Origin of the sequence: Bradyrhizobium sp. U531 (assembly GCF_051710265.1) — a bacterium.
Taxonomy (GTDB): Bacteria; Pseudomonadota; Alphaproteobacteria; order Rhizobiales; family Xanthobacteraceae; genus Bradyrhizobium.
The window spans coordinates 116,094-133,753 of sequence record NZ_JASVEN010000005.1; the positions used below are offsets into that span (position 1 = coordinate 116,094).

15 protein-coding genes are annotated in these 17,660 nt (G+C 64.3%); 6 read left to right on the forward strand and 9 right to left on the reverse strand.

Going from position 1 to position 17,660, the window contains the following annotated elements:
• Positions 1-12: 12 nt before the first annotated feature.
• Positions 13-849, reverse strand: coding sequence for a universal stress protein (locus tag QRQ56_RS23040; RefSeq protein WP_438743177.1), 837 nt, complete (start codon positions 847-849; stop codon positions 13-15).
• A gap of 174 nt (positions 850-1,023) precedes the next feature.
• On the opposite strand from QRQ56_RS23040, the gene QRQ56_RS23045 reads away from it, so the two are divergent.
• From QRQ56_RS23045 to QRQ56_RS23055, 3 genes are read left to right on the forward strand one after another with little or no spacing between them, the layout of a single operon-like run.
• On the forward strand, positions 1,024-2,007 hold the full coding sequence (locus tag QRQ56_RS23045) for a zinc-dependent alcohol dehydrogenase family protein (RefSeq protein ID WP_438743179.1): 984 nt from the start codon (positions 1,024-1,026) through the stop codon (positions 2,005-2,007).
• Between the two features lie 24 nt (positions 2,008-2,031).
• Positions 2,032-3,594 (forward strand): AAA family ATPase, encoded by a 1,563-nt coding sequence (locus QRQ56_RS23050; RefSeq protein ID WP_438743181.1) that lies wholly within the window; start codon positions 2,032-2,034, stop codon positions 3,592-3,594.
• Positions 3,581-4,552, forward strand: coding sequence for a CHAD domain-containing protein (locus QRQ56_RS23055; protein WP_438743183.1), 972 nt, complete (start codon positions 3,581-3,583; stop codon positions 4,550-4,552). The genes QRQ56_RS23050 and QRQ56_RS23055 overlap by 14 nt, the downstream gene beginning before the upstream one ends.
• A gap of 94 nt (positions 4,553-4,646) precedes the next feature.
• Here QRQ56_RS23055 and QRQ56_RS23060 read toward each other — a convergent pair whose 3' ends face one another.
• Positions 4,647-6,488 (reverse strand): PHA/PHB synthase family protein, encoded by a 1,842-nt coding sequence (locus QRQ56_RS23060; protein ID WP_438743185.1) that lies wholly within the window; start codon positions 6,486-6,488, stop codon positions 4,647-4,649.
• Between the two features lie 211 nt (positions 6,489-6,699).
• Between QRQ56_RS23060 and QRQ56_RS23065 the strand changes: the two genes are divergently transcribed.
• Positions 6,700-7,428 (forward strand): CBS domain-containing protein, encoded by a 729-nt coding sequence (locus QRQ56_RS23065; protein ID WP_438743187.1) that lies wholly within the window; start codon positions 6,700-6,702, stop codon positions 7,426-7,428.
• A gap of 6 nt (positions 7,429-7,434) precedes the next feature.
• Here QRQ56_RS23065 and QRQ56_RS23070 read toward each other — a convergent pair whose 3' ends face one another.
• The 3 genes from QRQ56_RS23070 to QRQ56_RS23080 form a co-directional block, all read right to left on the reverse strand.
• A complete protein-coding gene (locus QRQ56_RS23070) occupies positions 7,435-7,893 on the reverse strand; it encodes a RidA family protein (RefSeq protein WP_438743189.1) in 459 nt (152 codons plus the stop codon).
• Between the two features lie 21 nt (positions 7,894-7,914).
• Entirely contained in the window at positions 7,915-9,606 is a 1,692-nt protein-coding gene (locus QRQ56_RS23075) for a benzoate-CoA ligase family protein (protein WP_438743191.1), read from the reverse strand.
• Between the two features lie 138 nt (positions 9,607-9,744).
• Positions 9,745-10,263: a MarR family winged helix-turn-helix transcriptional regulator gene (locus QRQ56_RS23080; protein WP_438743193.1), complete on the reverse strand. Its 519-nt coding sequence runs from the start codon at positions 10,261-10,263 to the stop codon at positions 9,745-9,747.
• A 249-nt stretch (positions 10,264-10,512) separates the two neighbouring features.
• Here QRQ56_RS23080 and QRQ56_RS23085 point away from each other — a divergent pair, with 249 nt between their 5' ends.
• Complete coding sequence (locus tag QRQ56_RS23085) at positions 10,513-11,685, forward strand: ABC transporter substrate-binding protein (protein ID WP_438743195.1); 1,173 nt, start codon at positions 10,513-10,515, stop codon at positions 11,683-11,685.
• Positions 11,686-11,714: 29 nt separating this feature from the next.
• Entirely contained in the window at positions 11,715-12,173 is a 459-nt protein-coding gene (locus QRQ56_RS23090; RefSeq protein WP_438743197.1) for a cupin domain-containing protein, read from the forward strand.
• Positions 12,174-12,182: 9 nt separating this feature from the next.
• Here the strand turns inward: QRQ56_RS23090 and QRQ56_RS23095 are convergent, their stop codons facing one another.
• The 4 genes from QRQ56_RS23095 to QRQ56_RS23110 form a co-directional block, all read right to left on the reverse strand.
• Entirely contained in the window at positions 12,183-13,433 is a 1,251-nt protein-coding gene (locus QRQ56_RS23095; RefSeq protein WP_438743199.1) for a flavin-dependent oxidoreductase, read from the reverse strand.
• A 51-nt stretch (positions 13,434-13,484) separates the two neighbouring features.
• The gene (locus QRQ56_RS23100; RefSeq protein WP_438743201.1) at positions 13,485-15,836 is read right to left on the reverse strand and encodes a bifunctional salicylyl-CoA 5-hydroxylase/oxidoreductase; all 2,352 of its coding nucleotides are present in this window, start codon (positions 15,834-15,836) and stop codon (positions 13,485-13,487) included.
• A gap of 98 nt (positions 15,837-15,934) precedes the next feature.
• Positions 15,935-16,771 (reverse strand): enoyl-CoA hydratase family protein, encoded by an 837-nt coding sequence (locus QRQ56_RS23105; RefSeq protein WP_438743203.1) that lies wholly within the window; start codon positions 16,769-16,771, stop codon positions 15,935-15,937.
• 30 nt (positions 16,772-16,801) lie between these two features.
• On the reverse strand, positions 16,802-17,563 hold the full coding sequence (locus tag QRQ56_RS23110) for an SDR family NAD(P)-dependent oxidoreductase (protein ID WP_438743205.1): 762 nt from the start codon (positions 17,561-17,563) through the stop codon (positions 16,802-16,804).
• Positions 17,564-17,660: the final 97 nt, after the last annotated feature.

Consider the following 17,660-nt stretch of genomic DNA (forward strand, 5'->3'; position numbering starts at 1 on the left):
CGAATGGCGAGCCTAGTGTGAGATCATAACCCAGCACGGTGGCTGGCCAATGACGGTCTTTGTCACACCGCCCCAGACGATCTCGTTCAGCCGCGAATGATGGTAAGCGCCCATCACGATGGCGTCCACGCCATGGGAATTCACCCAATTTCCCAGGACCTTGCCGATCGAGCTGCCGCGGCCTTTGGCCATTTCGAACGAGGCGTGAACGCCGTGTTCCCTGAGATGATCGACTATGGCGGTTCCGGATTGCGTGATCGCGTCGGTCTTCTCATCCGCCACGGTCATCACGCGGACGGTCGCCGCCGCCTGCAGGAGCGGCAACGCGTCGCCGATCGCTCGCGCGGCACGCGCGGACTGATCCCAGGCGATCACGACATTCTCGAATTTGGGCTGAAGCTCTTCGGCCAGATGTTCCGGACAGAGCAGAAGCGGCCGGCCGGATCCGAACAGGAGTGCTTCTACGATGCTCTCCGTTCGACTGTCGTGCGGCTTCACGGGAAGCAGCGTGAGATCGCTGTAACGGGCGTGCTCGGCCAGGACCGCCGCGATCTGGTCCGCCGGCACCTTGGCCGTCTGGCTGTGGGCGCGAATCTTGGTGCGCGCGGTCGCACTGGCGAAGACGTTGAGAAGCTGCTGCATGTCGCTCACATCGCACAAGCCGACGGCTTCCGCCTCGCGATCATAGGGCAGCAACACCTTCGGCCGCTCGTAGATCTCTTCCTCGAGCGCGAGCGCGGTGATCCTGGCGCCGAGACCGGCGGCCACGGCCACGCATTTCTCGATTGCAGCCAGGTTCGACCCGCGTGGCTGACCAACGAGCGGCAGAAAGACATCCTTGATGGGCATCGGGATTCTCCTTGGCCGCCACAATAGGCCGGCTTTCGTCGAGCCGATTGATCCTCGTCAAGCCAGGGGAACAGGGGCGGATCGGCCGGCACGGGCGTTGACCAGCGTCAAGGACTGGCCGCCCGGCTATTCTATGGATAATCCAGTCGGAGCGGTTCGCCCCGGAGAGACCTTATGCGTGCGATGGTGTTGCCGGCCCCACGATCGCGGCTCCAGATGCAGGAGCGGCCCGATCCGGTACCCGGCGAGGGCCAGCTCCGCGTCAAGATCAGCGCCTGCGGGGTATGCCGGACCGACCTTCATCTCGTCGATGCCGAGCTGCCCGATATCCGCTATCCCATCGTGCCCGGGCACGAGATCGTCGGCCGCGTCGATCTCGTGGGTCCGAATGTCGCAACCCATGCGCGAGGTGATCGCGTCGGCATTCCCTGGCTCGGCTTCACCTGCGGACATTGTCGCTTCTGCCGGCAAGGCATGGAGAACCTGTGCGACACACCGCAATTCACCGGCTACACGCGGGACGGCGGCTACGCTACCCACACCATCGCCGACGCACGCTACGCCTTCCCGCTCGGTGAGGACGGCAGCGACGTGGAGATTGCACCTCTGCTATGCGCAGGGCTGATCGGCTGGCGTTCGCTGGTGCTGGCCGGCCCGGCCGAGCGGCTCGGCCTCTATGGCTTCGGCGCGGCCGGCCACATCATTGCCCAGGTCGCGCGCTGGCAGGGACGCTCCGTCCATGCATTCACGCGCCGCGGCGACGTTGCTGCACAAGACCTTGCCCGTCGCCTCGGCGCGGTCTGGGCAGGGGCATCTGACGAGGTGCCCGACGAGCCTCTCGATGCGGCCATCATCTACGCACCATCCGGCGAACTCGTCCCGGCCGCGTTGCGCGCCGTCCGCAAGGGCGGCCGGGTCGTGTGCGCCGGCATCCACATGACCGATATTCCAAGCTTCCCCTATGATCTGCTCTGGCAGGAACGGCAGCTGGTCTCGGTCGCCAATCTGACCCGGCAGGACGGCCTCGATTTCCTCAAGGTCGCGCCGCAAGCCGGCGTACGTACCGAAACAACGGCATTTCCGCTCGACCAGGCCAACGACGTCCTGGACATGCTGCGGGCAGGCCAGATTCTCGGCGCGGCCGTGCTCACGCCCTGATGGTGCTTTCGGATGCCCGATTCCATGACAGATGAAGTGGCGACCCAGGAGCGCATCTTCCGGACGCTGGCCACCCCTGCGGGCGTGAGGCGGATCGACACGCATGGCGCCGCGGTGTTCCTCGATGGGTCGCGCGCGCTGAAGATCAAGCGCGCCGTGCGGTTTCCATTTCTCGACTACTCGACACTCGAGAAGCGCAAGGCCGCGTGCGAGGAGGAAATCAGGATCAACCGGCCGCTGGCGCCGCAGATCTATCATCGCGTCGTGGCGATTACGGAAGAGGCGGATGGATCGGTGCAGGTAGACGGTCCCGGCCGGCCCATCGAGTACGCGGTCGACATGTCGCGTTTCGACGAAAGCAGGACGCTGGATCATCTGGCAAAGGCTGGCCCGCTCTATGCGAAACTGGCCTCGGCGACCGCCGATGCGATCGTTGCTTCCCACGACGCGGCGACACGCGCCGAGGGCGATGCCTGGCTATCCGCCATTCCCGGCCTGATCGACGCCAACAGTCACGGCCTGAGGGCGGGCAATCATTTTGGCGCGGGCGACATCGAGAAGCTCGGCGAGGCATCCCATGCGGCATTCCGGCGCCTCCGCTCCCTGCTCGCGGAGCGCGGTCGCCACGGCTTCGTACGCCGCTGTCATGGCGATCTGCATCTCGCAAACATCGTGCTGCTCGACGACCGGCCCGTTTTGTTCGATGCCATCGAGTTCGATGCGCAGATCGCAACCATCGACGTCCTCTACGATCTCGCATTCACGCTGATGGACCTGTTGCACCACGATCAGCCCCTCGCCGCCAACATCGTCCTGAACCGCTATCTCGCCGCCTCGTCCGCCGACAATCTCGACGCACTGTCGGCGCTGCCGCTGTTCATGTCCATACGGGCGGCGATCCGCGCCCAGGTGGCCCTGGCGCGGCTGAAGCCGACGCATTCCGACGACCCCGCCATTCTCGATGAGGCCCGGCGTTATTTTGATCTCGCCGGCATGCTGATCCATCCTGCCGCTCCGCGCCTGATTGCCGTCGGCGGATTGTCTGGAACCGGCAAGACGGTGTTGGCGAATGCGCTCGCGCCGATCATCGCGCCGCCCCCCGGCGCCGTCGTGGTGCGAAGCGATATCGTCCGCAAGCAGATGTTCGGGGTCGAGGACACGCACCGGCTGCCTCCGTCCGCCTACACGCCGGAACACGCGGCCCGCGTTTATGACAGGCTGGTTCACCTCGCCGGGCGGGTGCTGGCGCAAGGCCATTCGACTGTTATCGACGGCGTATTTGCGCGCGAGGACGAGCGGGAGGCGATCGCCGCCCTGGCGGGCGAGCGCAGCGTGCCGCTGAACGGCCTGTTCCTGGTCGCCGACCTCAAGACCCGGCAGATGCGGATCGGAAGCCGCCAAGGAGACGCATCCGACGCCACGCAGGAGGTTGCCGCGCTGCAGGAGCGCTATAATATCGGCCATGTCGGCTGGGCGACCATCGATGCATCCGGGACGCAAGAGCAGACGCTCCAGAACTGCCGGAACGCGATCGCTGAAGGCAAACAGGGCAATCTGATTGGCGCAGGCAAAGATGGCGCGACCTAGCACGACCTCGACGGCCGCGCGCGCCGCGCCGGCGGCGCGTCACAACGCCCCGCCCGGCCGCCTGAGCCCCGGCATGGCCTGCGACACCGCGTTCCGGATCATCGCGCGCCGTCATCTCGCTGCAGTCCTCGCCCAGCACGACGGTACCTGCCGCGGCGACCCGGACGCGCTGCATCAGATCCGGATCGCACTGACGCATCTGCGCACCGCCATCCGCTTCTTCTCGCCGATGGTCGACGACGCCCTGCGGCCGAACGTCTGGGCCGAATTGAAATGGCTGAACAGCCAGCTCGGCATGGTCAGGGATCTCGACGTGGCGATCGAGCGGGTGGTCGCCGAGAGCGGCGACGAGCTTGCCGTGATTGCCGAGCTCCAGCACTGGGACGAGAAACGCGCCGAGAGCCACCGTCTGCTCGCGCGCGCGCTGCAATCGGCGCGCTATCGCCGCCTCGTCGAGCAGACCTCGAGCTGGATCGAGAGCGGTCCCTGGTCGACCCGGCGCAGCAAGGAAGCCATCCGATTGCGCCGCTGCACGCTCGCCGCTCATGCGACGGAGCGGCTGACCGAATGGGAGACGACGCTGCTCAGGAAAGCGCGAAAGCTCCGAAAGCTCGACGTCGAGAAGCGCCACAAGCTGCGGCTTCTCAACAAGCGGATGACCTATTCGGTCGAGTCGCTGCAGGACCTGTTCGCCGAGGGCTCCCTGAAGAAGCAGAAATCCATCCTCAAGAGCTTGCGCAAGGCGCAACGCTCGCTCGGGCAATTGAACGACGATGCGCGGGGACGGGCGCTGGCGGCGTCGCTGAACGGCGCCGGTCTCGATGCCAGCAATCGTTTTCGCGACCGCAAGCGGGAAAAGAAGCTGTTGCGGGCGGCCTCGACGGCCTACCGAAAGCTGGACAAGACCAAGCCTTTCCGTTCCTCGGACCTCACGCCGAACGCCGAGCCGGAAAGTTGAGGCGCAATGAACTCGGGACGAGCGTCATCGCGCCCTGAGTTATCGTTGAGCACGATGACCTCGGAAGCAGCGTCACGCTTTTCGGCATGATGCTCTAGGTGTGGATGTAATCCCCGGGCGCATCGGGCAGGTCCTGGACGTCACCAACTCCGATCCGCGGGGGATCGCAGGGCGCACCGGAGTGCTCCGCCAGCCATCTGGTCCATTCCGGCCACCACGACCCTTCAACATGCGGCGCCCGCTTCAGCCACTCGTCCGCACCGACATAGGGCGCGTCGGCCGGCTTGATCAGCACCTGATAGCTGTGGCCGGGTTCCTCCGGAGGCGCGACGACGCCGGCATTGTGGCCGCCGCTGGTCAACAGGAATGTCACGTCGGCGTCGACCTGATAATGGATCTTGTAGACCGATCGCCATGGCGCCACGTGATCGGCGAGCGTTCCGACCACGAACATCGGCGCGTGAATATCGGACAGTGAAACGCTCCGTCCGCCGACGTGATAGCGTCCCTCGGCCAGATCGTTGTCGAGGAACAGCTTTCGCAGATATTCAGAATGCATGCGATAGGGCAGCCGCGTCGCGTCCGCATTCCAGGCCATCAGATCGTTCGACGGAGCGCCCTCGCCCATCAGATAGTCGTGCGACAGGCGGGACCAGATCAATTCATTGGAGCGCAGCAGCTGAAAGGCACCGGCCATCTGCGTCGTGTCGAGCGTGCCTCGCTGCCACATCATGTCTTCGAGGAAGGCGACCTGGCTCTCATTGATGAAGAGCGTCAGCTCTCCGGCCTCGGTGAAATCGGTCTGGGCCGCAAGCAGCGTGACCGTGTCGAGACGAGCATCGCCGTCGCGCGCCATCGCGGCGGCGGCGATCGACAGCAATGTGCCGCCCAGGCAATAGCCGAGCGCGTGGGTCTTGCGACCCGGCACGACCTGGCCGATCGTGTCCAGCGCCGCCATGACGCCGAGCTTGCGATAGTCGTCGAAGGCGATGTCCCGATCCTTCGCATCCGGGTTGCGCCAGGAGATCGCGAACACGGTGAAGCCTTGACCGGTCAGATATCTGACCAGGGAATTGTGCGGCGACAGATCGAGGATGTAGTACTTCATGATCCAGGCCGGCACGATCAGGATCGGCTCCGGCCGGACCTGCGCGGTGGTCGGATGGTACTGGATCAGCTCGATCAACTCGTTCCGGTACACGACCTTGCCGGGCGAGGCCGCCACCGTCTTGCCGACCACGAACTGTCCGTCGTCCGTCAATTTCGAAGCGGAGAGCAGGCGCATCAGATCGCTGCACCAATTCTGCCAGCCGAAGACGAAATTTTCACCGCCGCTCTGGAACGCCTTCTCCAGCACCTTCGGATTGGTCGCCGCGAAATTCGACGGCGCCAGCATGTCCAGCATCTGGCGCATCGAGAACTCGACGATGGCTTCATTGGCGTGCGACACGCCGCGCACGCCGGTCGTGGCATCGTGCCACCACCGCTCGGTGAGCAGGAACGCCTGCGCCAGCAGATTGAACGGCGCGGTCTCCCATTGCGGCCCGGCGAAGCGGCGATCCCGGGGCTGCGGCTGGATCACGGACCACGGCTTCTGCTCCGGAGACGTCGCGTGAGCTGCGGCCTCGGTCAGCCGGCCGATGTCGCGCAGCGTGTTGCGGGAAATCTCCATCTGGCGCTGGGGCGCCGCGGCGAGATGCGAGCTCCAGTCGAGCCAGGCCAGCGACAAGGCCAGCGGCGAAATGCCACCCGTGAACCGCGCCAGCATCGCATGAAACGCGCGGTCGAGGGGGTATGGCTCCGGTGCAGGCAAGGGGTCGGTGGCGGCCGGCTTTTCGGAGCTCACCGTCGGGACCTCTGGATCAGTGGCGGGAGTGACAGGGAGAGCCTGCGCCGCCGGCTCCTCGGCCCGTGGAAATATCTGCACGACGCTCATGGCTCAATGATCCCAAAAGGCTGCTGTTCTGTGTCGGCGGAAGGATATGGCGCGGCGTCGCATCGGCGTTGAGCTGCATCAAATCCGGCCCTGGATCACAATTGCTTCATCGGGCCGGACGGGCTCGGTGCCATTGACCTGAGTCAAGCCGGCCCCGGTCGCCCGGGCTAGTTTTCGCGTATCGAAATTCGACTAGCCAGCGGAGTTATCCATGCGCGCCCACCAGATCATGACCCGGTCGGTCATCTCGGTTACCCCCGACACCAGCATCGTCGAGGCGGCGAATATCATGCTGAAGCGGCATGTCAGCGGCCTCACGGTGGTGGACGATGCCGGCAAGCTGGTCGGTGTCGTCTCTGAAGGAGATTTCATCCGCCGCAGCGAAATCGGCACCGGGCGCAAGCGCGGACGCTGGCTGCGCTTCATCCTCGGTCCCGGCAAATCCGCCAGCGATTTCGTCCACGAGCATGGCCGCAAGGTCGCGGAGGTGATGACCGACTCGCCCGTGACCATCACCGAGGATACGGCGCTCGCCGAGATCGTCGACCTCATGGAGCGCAACAACGTGAAGCGGCTGCCGGTGGTGCGCGGCGACAAGGTCGTCGGGATCGTATCGCGCGCCAACCTGCTGCAGGCTGTCGCGGGGCTTGCGCGCGAGGTGAGCGATCCGACGGCGGACGACGACCACATCCGCAGCCGCATCATCGACACCATGGAGAAGAGCGACTGGTGCCCGTTCGGGCTGAACGTCATCGTCCGTGACGGTATCGTTCACCTCAGCGGCGTCATCACCGAGGAGCGCGCGCGGCAGGCCGCGGTCGTCGCAGCGGAGAACGTCGACGGCGTCAAGAAAGTGCACGACCATCTGTGCTGGGTCGACACCATGTCCGGCGTTTATCTGAACTCGCCCGAGGACGACCAGCTCTCCAAGGCAAGCTAACGCGCGTCAGCGGGGAATGACGGCGGTGGCCTCGATCTCGACGCGCGCCGCCTTCTCCACGAGGCGCACCACCTGCACCAGCGCCATCGCGGGGTAATGCGCGCCGAAGACCGTACGGTAGATCTTGCCGAGCTCCTTCAGGTTGGACAGATATTCATCCATGTCGACGACGTACCAGGTCAGCCGCACCAGGTGCTCGGGCCGCGCGCCGGCCTCGGACAGGATCGCCGCGATATTGCTCAAGGTCTGACGAACCTGCGCGACGAAGCCGTCGGCAAGTCGCTCCTCGGCATCCCAGCCGATCACCCCGCCGGTGACGACAATGAGTCCCTCGGCGGCCATGCCGTTGGCATAGCCCTTCGGCATCGGCCACCCCGACGGCTGAAGCACCTGCACCCGCGAACGGGTGTCATCCTCGGCGGCTGTCGGCAGCACTGCGAGTTGCGGGCCTTTCGGCGTCGTCACGGACAATTCTTCATCCTTCTCTCATTCCGCGGCGACGCCCGAGGACGTCACAGCGGATTGCGCCAGTTGCCGCAGGGCAAAGCGCTTCAATTTTCCGGTCTCGGTCTTCGGCAGTTGCGTCACGAACTCGATGGCGCGCGGATATTTGTACGGCGCGATCTCGCGTTTGACATGCTCCTGCAGCTCGGCCACGAGCTTCGCGTCCGGCGTCACGCCGGCCGCCGCGATGACATAGGCTTTCACGATCATGCCGCGCGCCTCGTCCGGGGCGCCGACCACGCCGCACTCGGCGACCGCCGGATGTGTGAGCAGTGCGGCCTCGACATCGGTGCCCGCGATGTTGTAGCCGGCCGACACGATCATGTCGTCGGAGCGGGACTGGTACCAGAAATAGCCGTCGCTATCCATCAGATAGGTGTCGCCGGTGATGTTCCAGCCGTTCTGGACGTATTTGCGCTGCCGCTCATCGGCGAGATAGCGGCAACCGGTCGGCCCGCGCACCGCGAGCTTGCCCATCGTGCCGGGCGGCAGGTCACGGCCGTCATCGTCGACGATCTTGGCCTCGTAACCCGGCACGGGCTTCCCGGTCGCGCCGGGTCGGATCTCGTCTTCGGTCGCACTGATGAAGATGTGCAGCAGCTCGGTCGAGCCGATCCCGTCCATCAACTTGATGCCGGTGGCCTTGAGCCAGGCATCAAAGGTCGGCTTGGGCAGGGTCTCGCCGGCGGAGACGCATTTCCGCAGCGAGGAAATGTCACGCCCCGGCAGCTTGCCGATCATGGCGCGATACGCGGTCGGCGCCGTGAAGCAGACCGTGGTCCTGTATTGCTCGATCGCCGTCAGCACGTCGTCCGGCGTCGTCTTCTCCAGCACGACGAAGGAGGCGCCGATATGCATCGGAAACAGCACACCGCCGAAACCGAAGGTGAAAGCGAGCGGCGCGGAGCCGACGAAGCGGTCCTTCTGCTCGGCCCGCAGGATATTGCGGGCATAGCCGTCGCAGACCGCGAGCATGTCGCGGTGGAAATGCATGGTGCCCTTGGGATCGCCCGTCGTGCCCGACGTGAAAGCGATCAGGCAGACATCGTCGGAGGCGGTGTCGACCGCCCTGAATTCCGCGCTCGCGTCGGCCATGAGCGCTTCGAGCGAGTCGGCTGCGCTATTGCCCCAGTAGACAACCCGCTTGAGCTTGGGCGCCGCGGCCTTCGCCTTCTCCATTTCGTCGGCGAGCTTGCCGTCGCACAGCGCCAGCGTGATCTCTGCCTTCTGGATCGGATACGACAATTCCTTGGCGCGGAGCAGCGGCATCGTCGCCACCACGATGCCACCGGCCTTGATCACCGCAAGATAGGTCGCAACCATCATCGGATTGTTGGCCGAACGCAGTAGCACGCGACCGCCGGTGACGAGACCGAGCTTGCCGACCAGCACGTTGGCGATGCGGTTCACCAGCGCCTGCAGCTCGCGATAGGTGTAACTGACGGCGGGGCTGATGACGCAGGGCGCGTCCCCCTGGCCCTGCTCGACCCAGCGGTCGAGGAAATAGCTGACGCAATTCAATCGTGGCGGATAGTTCAGCTCGGGCCGCGTAAAGATGAATTCGGGCCACAGCTCGCGCGACGGCAGATGCTGCTGCGCAAAAGTATCGACATGGGCTGTCGCGGCGTTGCCGTCATGCGAGCCCGTCACTTGAACCTTGGCGGCGTTGGCCATCGCACGCTCCTTTCAGCATGGATTGCACCCGGCAGCACGATCTGGAAAACATTTTAGGCTTAAAACAATTTGGCGCAATAGCGGATTTTGGGCATCCCGTGCTTTTTCCTGCGGCAAATGGGATTGGGGCGATTGCGCCTACGGCCGGCGGCGGGCGGCCGATTTCTGCGCCGAGGCCTTGGTCTTGGCGAGCAGCCGCATCAATTCGCGCACGTCCTTCGGCGAGAGGTCGGCGAACAGATCGGCGATCCAAGTCTCGTGTTCCGTAGCCATGCGTCGGAACTCGGCGCGGCCGAGTTTCGTGAGGCGGATCACCTGGACACGGCGATCTGTCTCGGACGTCCGTCGGTCGAGATGACCTGATTCCACGAGGCGCTCGACGAGGCCGGTGACGTTACCGTTCGAGACCATCATGCGCTTGGAGACGTCGGAGAGCGTCATGCCGTCGGGCGCCTTGTCGAGCTGCGCCATCAGATCGAAGCGAGGCAGCGTGACGTCGAAGCGCTGCCGGAGCCGGCCGCGGACCTCACCCTCGATCAACGTCGTGCAGGTCAGAAGGCGCAACCACAGCCGGAGCTCGTCGGCGTGGTCTTCCGGCGTTTCAACGGCCTTGGTCTCGGAATCGAGCATCGCGGTGCAGTCACTCTCGGCGGGCATTGGCGCCGGCACGGATTCCCCAACATTTTGAGCTTCAAATAAATCGGAGCCGGCCGCAAGTCCAAAGCTGCAACAATCGACCGTACGCCAACTTCTTTAGGCTTCAAATAATTGGCGCGCCGCTTGCATGCACCGCTGCCCGCGAATGCCGACCGATTGTGCGCTGCTTGCCGCGGCGGCCATCATCGGCATAAGCTCGGATCGAGTATGCGGCTTGCCGTGCAAGCCCGGTGTCACGGGGGACAGATCATGAAGACGCAATTGACCTTGGCCGCAGCCTTGCTGGTCGGCACCGCACTCAATCCAGCCGTAGCGCAGGAGAAGATCAAGCTGGGCGTGGTCGTCACCCTGTCGGGTCCCGCCGCCGCATTGGGCCAGCAAGTCCGCGACGGTTTTGCGCTCGCGGTGAAGGATCTCGGCGGCAAGATGGGCGGCCGCGATGTCGAGGTGATCGTTGCGGATGACGAACTGAAGCCGGATGCGGCGGTGACCAAGGTCAAGGGCCTGCTCGAGCGCGACAAGGTCGACTTCGTGGTCGGGCCGATCTTCTCCAACATCCTGCAGGCGATCCACAGACCGATCACGGAATCGAAAACCTTCCTGATCAGCCCCAATGCAGGCCCCTCGACCTTCGCAGGCAAGGACTGCAACCCGTTCTTCTATGTGACCTCGTATCAGAACGACCAGGTGCACGAGATCCTCGGCAAGGTCGCGCAGGATCGCGGCTACAAGCGCATGTACCTGATGGTGCCGAACTATCAGGCCGGCAAGGATTCGGTGGCGGGCTTCAAGCTCGACTACAAGGGCGAGATCGTCGAGGAATCCTACATGCCGCTCAACACGCTGGATTTCCAGCCCGAGCTCTCGAAGATCTCCTCGCAGAAGCCCGATGCTCTCTTCACGTTCATGCCGGGCGGCCTTGGCGTCAATCTCGTCAAGCAGTACCGACAGGCGGGTCTTGCCGACAGCATCCCGGTGCTCTCGGCGTTCACGGTGGATGAATCGACCCTGCCTGCGCAGCAGGACGCGGCGATCGGCATGTTCGGCGGCGCCAACTGGGCGCCCAATCTCGACAATCCCCAGAACAAGAAATTCGTCGCATCCTATGAAGCCGCCTATAACGTCGTGCCCGGCACCTACGCTTTCCAGGCCTATGACGCCGCGATGCTGATCGACAGTGCCATCAAGGCCGTGAAGGGCGACCTCTCGAACAAGGATGCCGTTGGGGCCGCGCTGAAGAAGGCGGACTTCACCTCGCTGCGCGGCGCCTTCAAGTTCAACACCAACGGCTACCCGATCCAGGATTTCTACCTGACCAAGGTCGCCAAGCGTCCGGACGGCAAATTCCAGACCGAGATCGTCCAGAAGGTTTTCGAGAACTACGGCGACCGCTATGCCAAGGATTGCAAGGCGGCGAACTAAGCCGAGCGTCGCGTCAAGGGAGGACTTCAATGAGCAGCGAAATCACCGGCATCACGCGGGCTAACGAGGGCATTCAGGGCATTTCCTGGAACATCCTCGGCCAGACCTATGTGCCGAAAAGCAAGACCGAGCACAGCTTCTCCTGGCACGCGACCTTGCCGCCGGGCACATTCGTGCCGCCGCACATCCATCCCGACCAGGACGAATATCTCTACATTCTGGAAGGCAAGCTCGATTTCGTGCTCGGCAATTCGGAGTCGCAGGCAACCGCCGGCGACCTGATCCGGCTGGGCATGGGCGTGCCGCACGGCATCTTCAACAAGTCGGAGCAGACCGCAAAGGTGCTGTTCTGGGTATCGCCGACCAAGAAGCTGTTCGACCTGTTCTGGGGCCTTCACAACATGAAGGAGCAGAAGCCGGAGGACGTCGTGGCGATGGCGGCCGAGTTCAACATCCACTTCCTGCCGCCGCCTCCCGGCGCCGGCTAGCGGCGAGGCTCAGGCCCGCACCGCCGCGAGGCCCGGGACCGCGGCGAAGCCCGCCTTGGTGGCATAGCCGCGCACGATGGCCTCGCGCTGGGAATAGCTCAGCACGTTGTCGACATTGTCGAAACCATCAGGGGCGAGCTGCTCGACGGCGTCGATGACGCCTTCGGGGCCGCCGCGCCGGTTGGAGCGGACGATGTCCGCCGTCATCGGCAGGCGCTTCTTCTCATATTCGAGCAGCGCCTGGCCCGGATGCTCGGCGCGCACCAGTGCATCCGCAAGGCAACGCGCGTCGAGAATGGCCTGCGAGGCGCCATTGGAGCCGACCGGATACATGGGATGCGCGGCATCACCGAGCAGCGTCACCCGGCCCGATGACCAGTACGGCAGGGGATCGCGATCGCAGGTCGGATATTCGTAGAATTCGGGCGTCGCCGCGATCAGGCTCCTCACGTCGATATGGGGGATCGAGAATCGGGCCACATGGGGCATCAGCTCCTCGCGACGCCCCGGCCGCGACCAGTCCTCCTTGCGCGGCGGCGGTGCATTGCCCTCGCCTACCTTCACCAGCACGGCCCAATTGGTCAGGCGGCTCGCCGGGCTCGATCCTTCCGCGATCGGATAGATCACCACCTTGGCATTGAGGCCACCGGCCACGATCATCGACTTGCCGGTGAGGAACAGCGGCCAGTCGCGCGCGCCGCGCCACAGCATCAGGCCATTCCAGCACGGCGGGCCCTCGTTCGGGAACAGCGTCTCGCGAACGCGGGAATGGATGCCGTCGGCGCCGATCAGGATATCGCCGCGCGCGGTGTGAATGTGCGCGCCGGCGCGATCGAAGAAATAGGCGGTGACACCGCCCTCGTCCTGTGTGAACGCCCCGAGCCGGCAGCCGGTGTGGATGGCTTCGGCTCCGAGTCGCTCCTCGACCGCGCGGTGGATGACGCCTTGAAGGCGGCCACGATGGATCGAGAATTGCGGCACGTCGTGGCCGGCGTCGACACCGCGAGCTTCGCGCCAGACTTCCTGGCCGTGGCGGTTGAGATAATAGAGCTGGTCGGTGCGAACAGCGACGTCGTCGAGCTTCTGAAGCAGGCCGAGACCGGCGAGTTCGCGCATGGCATGCGGCAACGTGTTGATGCCGACACCAAGCTCCCGGATGGTGTCCGCCTGCTCGAAAATCTCGCAGTCGAGGCCGCGCGAACGCAGCATCAACGCGGTGGTGAGACCACCGATACCTCCACCGACGATAATCGCCTTCATCGCCCTTACTCCACTCGAAAAACAGGCAATGGGTTAACGTCGCACGGGCGGTCACTCCGCCGCAAGCGGCTTTGTCGCCTCCGCCTTGCGCTCGGCCCGGGTCTTGGGCTTAGCCTTAATTCGCAGCTCTTCCATGTCCTGCCGGTCACGGACGCTGTTACGGAAGATCTGATCCATTCCGGGCAGATATTGCGGCGGGCAAAAAGCGTCCTTTGCCCCGTACCAGGCCGCGGCCTTCATGGTGAAGAAGGGATCCACCAGATGCGGCCGGCCGAGGGCGACAAGGTCTGCCCGGCCGGCGGCCAGGATCGTGTTTGCCTGGTCCGCCGTCGTGATGTTGCCGACGCACATCGTGGCCACGCGCGCCTCGTTGCGGACCTGATCCGAGAACGGCGTCTGGAACATGCGCCCATAGATGGGCTGCGCATCGCGCACGGTCTGCCCGGTCGAGACGTCGACGAGATCGACACCGGCCTCGGCGAAGGCGCGCGCAATGGCAACAGCGTCGTCGCCGGTGACGCCGCCGTCGGCCCAATCGGTCGCGGAGATACGCACCGACATCGGTTTGTGCGACGGCCAGACGGCGCGGAGCGCCTCGAAGATCTCCAGCGGGAAGCGCAACCGGTTTTCGAGCGAGCCGCCATACTCGTCGGTGCGGGTGTTCGTCAGCGGCGAGATGAAGCTCGCGAGCAGGTAGCCATGGGCGCAGTGCAGCTCGAGCATATCGAAGCCGCAGCGTTCGCCGCGCTCGGCCGCTGCGACGAACGAGTCCCTCACCGCGGTCATGCCGGCGCGGTCGAGCTCGCGCGGCACCTGACTGTCGGGGAAATAGGGCAGCGGCGATGCCGAGACCACATCCCAGCCGCCTTGGTCGAGCGGACGATCGATGCCGTCCCACATCAGCTTGGTCGCCCCTTTGCGGCCGGCGTGCCCGAGCTGCAGGCAGATCTTGGCAGCTGAATTGCCATGGACAAAATCCACGATGCGCCGCCAGGCTATTTCTTGCTCGTCGTTCCACAAGCCGGCGCAGCCGGGTGTGATGCGCGCGTCGCGGCTGACGCAGGTCATCTCCGTGAAGATCAGGCCGGCACCTCCGATCGCGCGCGAGCCGTAGTGCACGAGGTGGAAATCCGTCGGCACGCCCTCTTTGGCCGAGTACATGCACATCGGCGACATCACGGCGCGATTGGCGACTTCCATTTCACGCAAGCGAAACGGTTGGAACAACGGCACGACTGGTTTGCCTATATCGACGTCAAATCCGCTGTCGCGAACCTGTTTGGCAAACGAGGTCTCGACCTCGGCCACGAAATCGGGCGCGCGGAGCTTGAGATTGTCGTAGGTGATCGCCTTCGAGCGCGTCATCACGCCGAAGGCGAATTGCACGGGATCGAAATCCCAGAAGCGATCGACATGCTCGAACCAGACCAGCGAAACGTCGGCGGCGTGCTGCGTCTTCTCGACCTCCTCGCGGCGGCCGTGCTCGTAAACGTCGAGCGCGGCCTTGATATCGAGGGCCTTCTCCATCGCCTCGGCCAAGGCGATGGCATCTTCCATCGCGAGCTTGGTGCCGGAGCCGATCGAGAAATGCGCGCTTGCCTTGGCATCGCCAAGCAGCACCATGTTGTCCTTGACCCAGCGCTTGCTGCGGATCATGGGGAAGTTTCGCCACATCGAGCGGTTGGTGAGCAGCTTGTGCCCATCGAGGAACCAGCCGAAAATCTTGGCCATGCGCGCGGCGGACTGAGTCTCGTTCAGGCCCGTCAGCCCGGCGCGTTCGAACGTTTCGGGGTCGGTCTCGAATATCCAGGTCGAGTGCCCCGCTTCGTATTGATAGGCATGGGCGATGAACGGGCCCCACTCCGTCTCCTGGAAGATGAAGGTGAAGGCATCGAGGGGCCTGGTCGAGCCCATCCAGGCGAATTTGTTGGTGCGCAGATCGACTTCCGGCTCGAAATGGTCGACGTATTTCTCGCGGAAGCGGCTGTTGATGCCGTCAGCGAGCAGGATGAGATCCGCATCGGCGAAGCGGAATTCGTCATCGACATCGGCCTCGAAATGCAGGACCACGCCGAGCTCGCGCGCCCGCTCCTGGAGGATCAGCAGCAGCTTCTGCCGCGAGCAGCCGCAAAAGCCATTGCCGCCGACCCGATGGACAGTGCCGCGAAAATGCACCGCGATATCGTCCCAGTACGCAAATTCCTGGGTGATGCGGCGATAGCTCGGCAGATCGTGCTTTTCGAAATTATCCAGCGTGGCGTCGGAGAACACCACGCCGAAGCCGAACGTGTCATCGGCCCGATTGCGCTCGTATATCGTGATGTCGGCGCCCGGGCGCTGCTTCTTGAGCAGGATCGCAGCGTAGAGACCCGCAGGTCCACCACCGATGATCGCGACTTTCATGGGAGCCTCGCCAATTCACCCGGCCATGAAACTATTTTAAGCCTAAAATAATTTCGCGCAAGTCCCCGTTGCTGGCCGGCATCACAAAGGCGGCCGCTCTAGTCGCCCCTGAATACCGGCTTGACCTTGTTGGCGAAGGCTTCGAACGCACGCTCGAAATCGGCCGTGGTCATGCACAGGGCCTGGGCAACGGCTTCCGCCTCGATCGCTTCCTCGATCGACATTGCCCATTCCATCGCCAGCATCCGCTTGGTCATGGTGTTGGCGAAGGTTGGCCCTTCCGCGATCTGTTTCGCCAGCACTTGCGCCTGGGGCAGCACTTGGTCCGGCGTGACGATGCGACTGAAGAAACCCCAGCGCTCGCCTTCCTCCGCAGTCATGAACCGGCCGGTGTAGAGAAGCTCGGAGGCGCGCGATTGCCCGATGATCCGTGGCAGGATCGCGCAGGCGCCCATGTCGCAGCCGGCCAGGCCCACCTTGTTGAACAGGAACGCCACCTTGGCCCCGCTCGCCGCGAGGCGCATGTCCGAGGCCATGGCGACGATCGCCCCGGCGCCGGCGCAGATGCCCTCGACCGCAGCGACGATGGGTTGCGGGCAGGCCCGCATCGCCTTGACGAGGTCGCCGGTCATCCGCGTGAACGCGGTCAGCCCCTTGGTATCCATCTTCACTAACGGCCCGATGATCTCGAACACATCGCCGCCGGACGAGAAATTGCCGCCTGCACCGGTTACGATGATGCACTTGACCTCATCGTCGAACGCGCAGGCACGGAAGAAGTCGGTGAGCTCCCGATAGCTTTCGAACGTCAGCGGATTCTTCCGCTCGGGACGATTAAGCGTCACGGTGGCAACGCCGTCGACCACGGCCAGCAGGAAGTGCTGCGGCGAATAGTCCGCGAGCGGCACGGTGACGGGATTGGCTGGTCTGCTCATGCGATCTCCTTAGGTCCTTGTTCTGCGCCGCTAGATTTCGCCGCCGGCAACCGCGATGGCCTGTCCGGTGATCGCACTGGCGCCCTGCCCGCACAGCCAAAGCACGGCATCCGCCACTTCCTGAGGCGCGATCAGCCGCCCCTGCGGATTGTGCTTGGCAAGCTCGGCGATCGCCTGCTCGCGGCCCCGTCCGGTCTTCTTCATGATGTTGTCGACGCTGCCCGCGACGAGATCGGTGTCGGTAAAACCCGGACAAACCGCGTTCACGGTCACATTGCTGCCGGCGAGCTCGAGGGCAAGCGAACGAACCAGGCCGACCGCAGCGTGCTTGGCGGCAGTATATGCGCTGACATAGGCATAGCCCTTGAGGCCCGCAGTCGACGCAATCACGACGATGCGGCCATGGGGACGATCCTTCATTGCCGGCAGCACGCCGTGGATGGCATGGACCACGCCCATGAAATTGATGTCCATCATGCGCGCGAACAAGGCACTGTCCGATTTCGCAAATGGCGCGGATTCGGCGCTGCCGGCATTGGCGATCAGGATATCGATCGGCTTGCGCGCATGGGCCTCGGCGATCGCAGCTTTCAGAGCGGTCTCATTCGCGACGTCAGCTGTCGCCGCGAAATGCGCAGCCCCTGCAGCGACCGCCTCCTGGAGAACCCCGGCGTTCCGGCCGACGATCGTCACGGTGGCACCGGCGCCGACGAGAGCTGCCGCAATCGCGCGGCCGATGCCGCGACCGCCCCCTGTCACCAGCGCGTGCGGCGAGTGCGGCAATCCGGACATGCGCTGGCTCCCTCAGATTTTGCGGAACGTGCTTCCGATATATTTTAACCTTCAAATTTTTGCAACGACAGCCGCGATCACGGCTGCGAGTCACGGC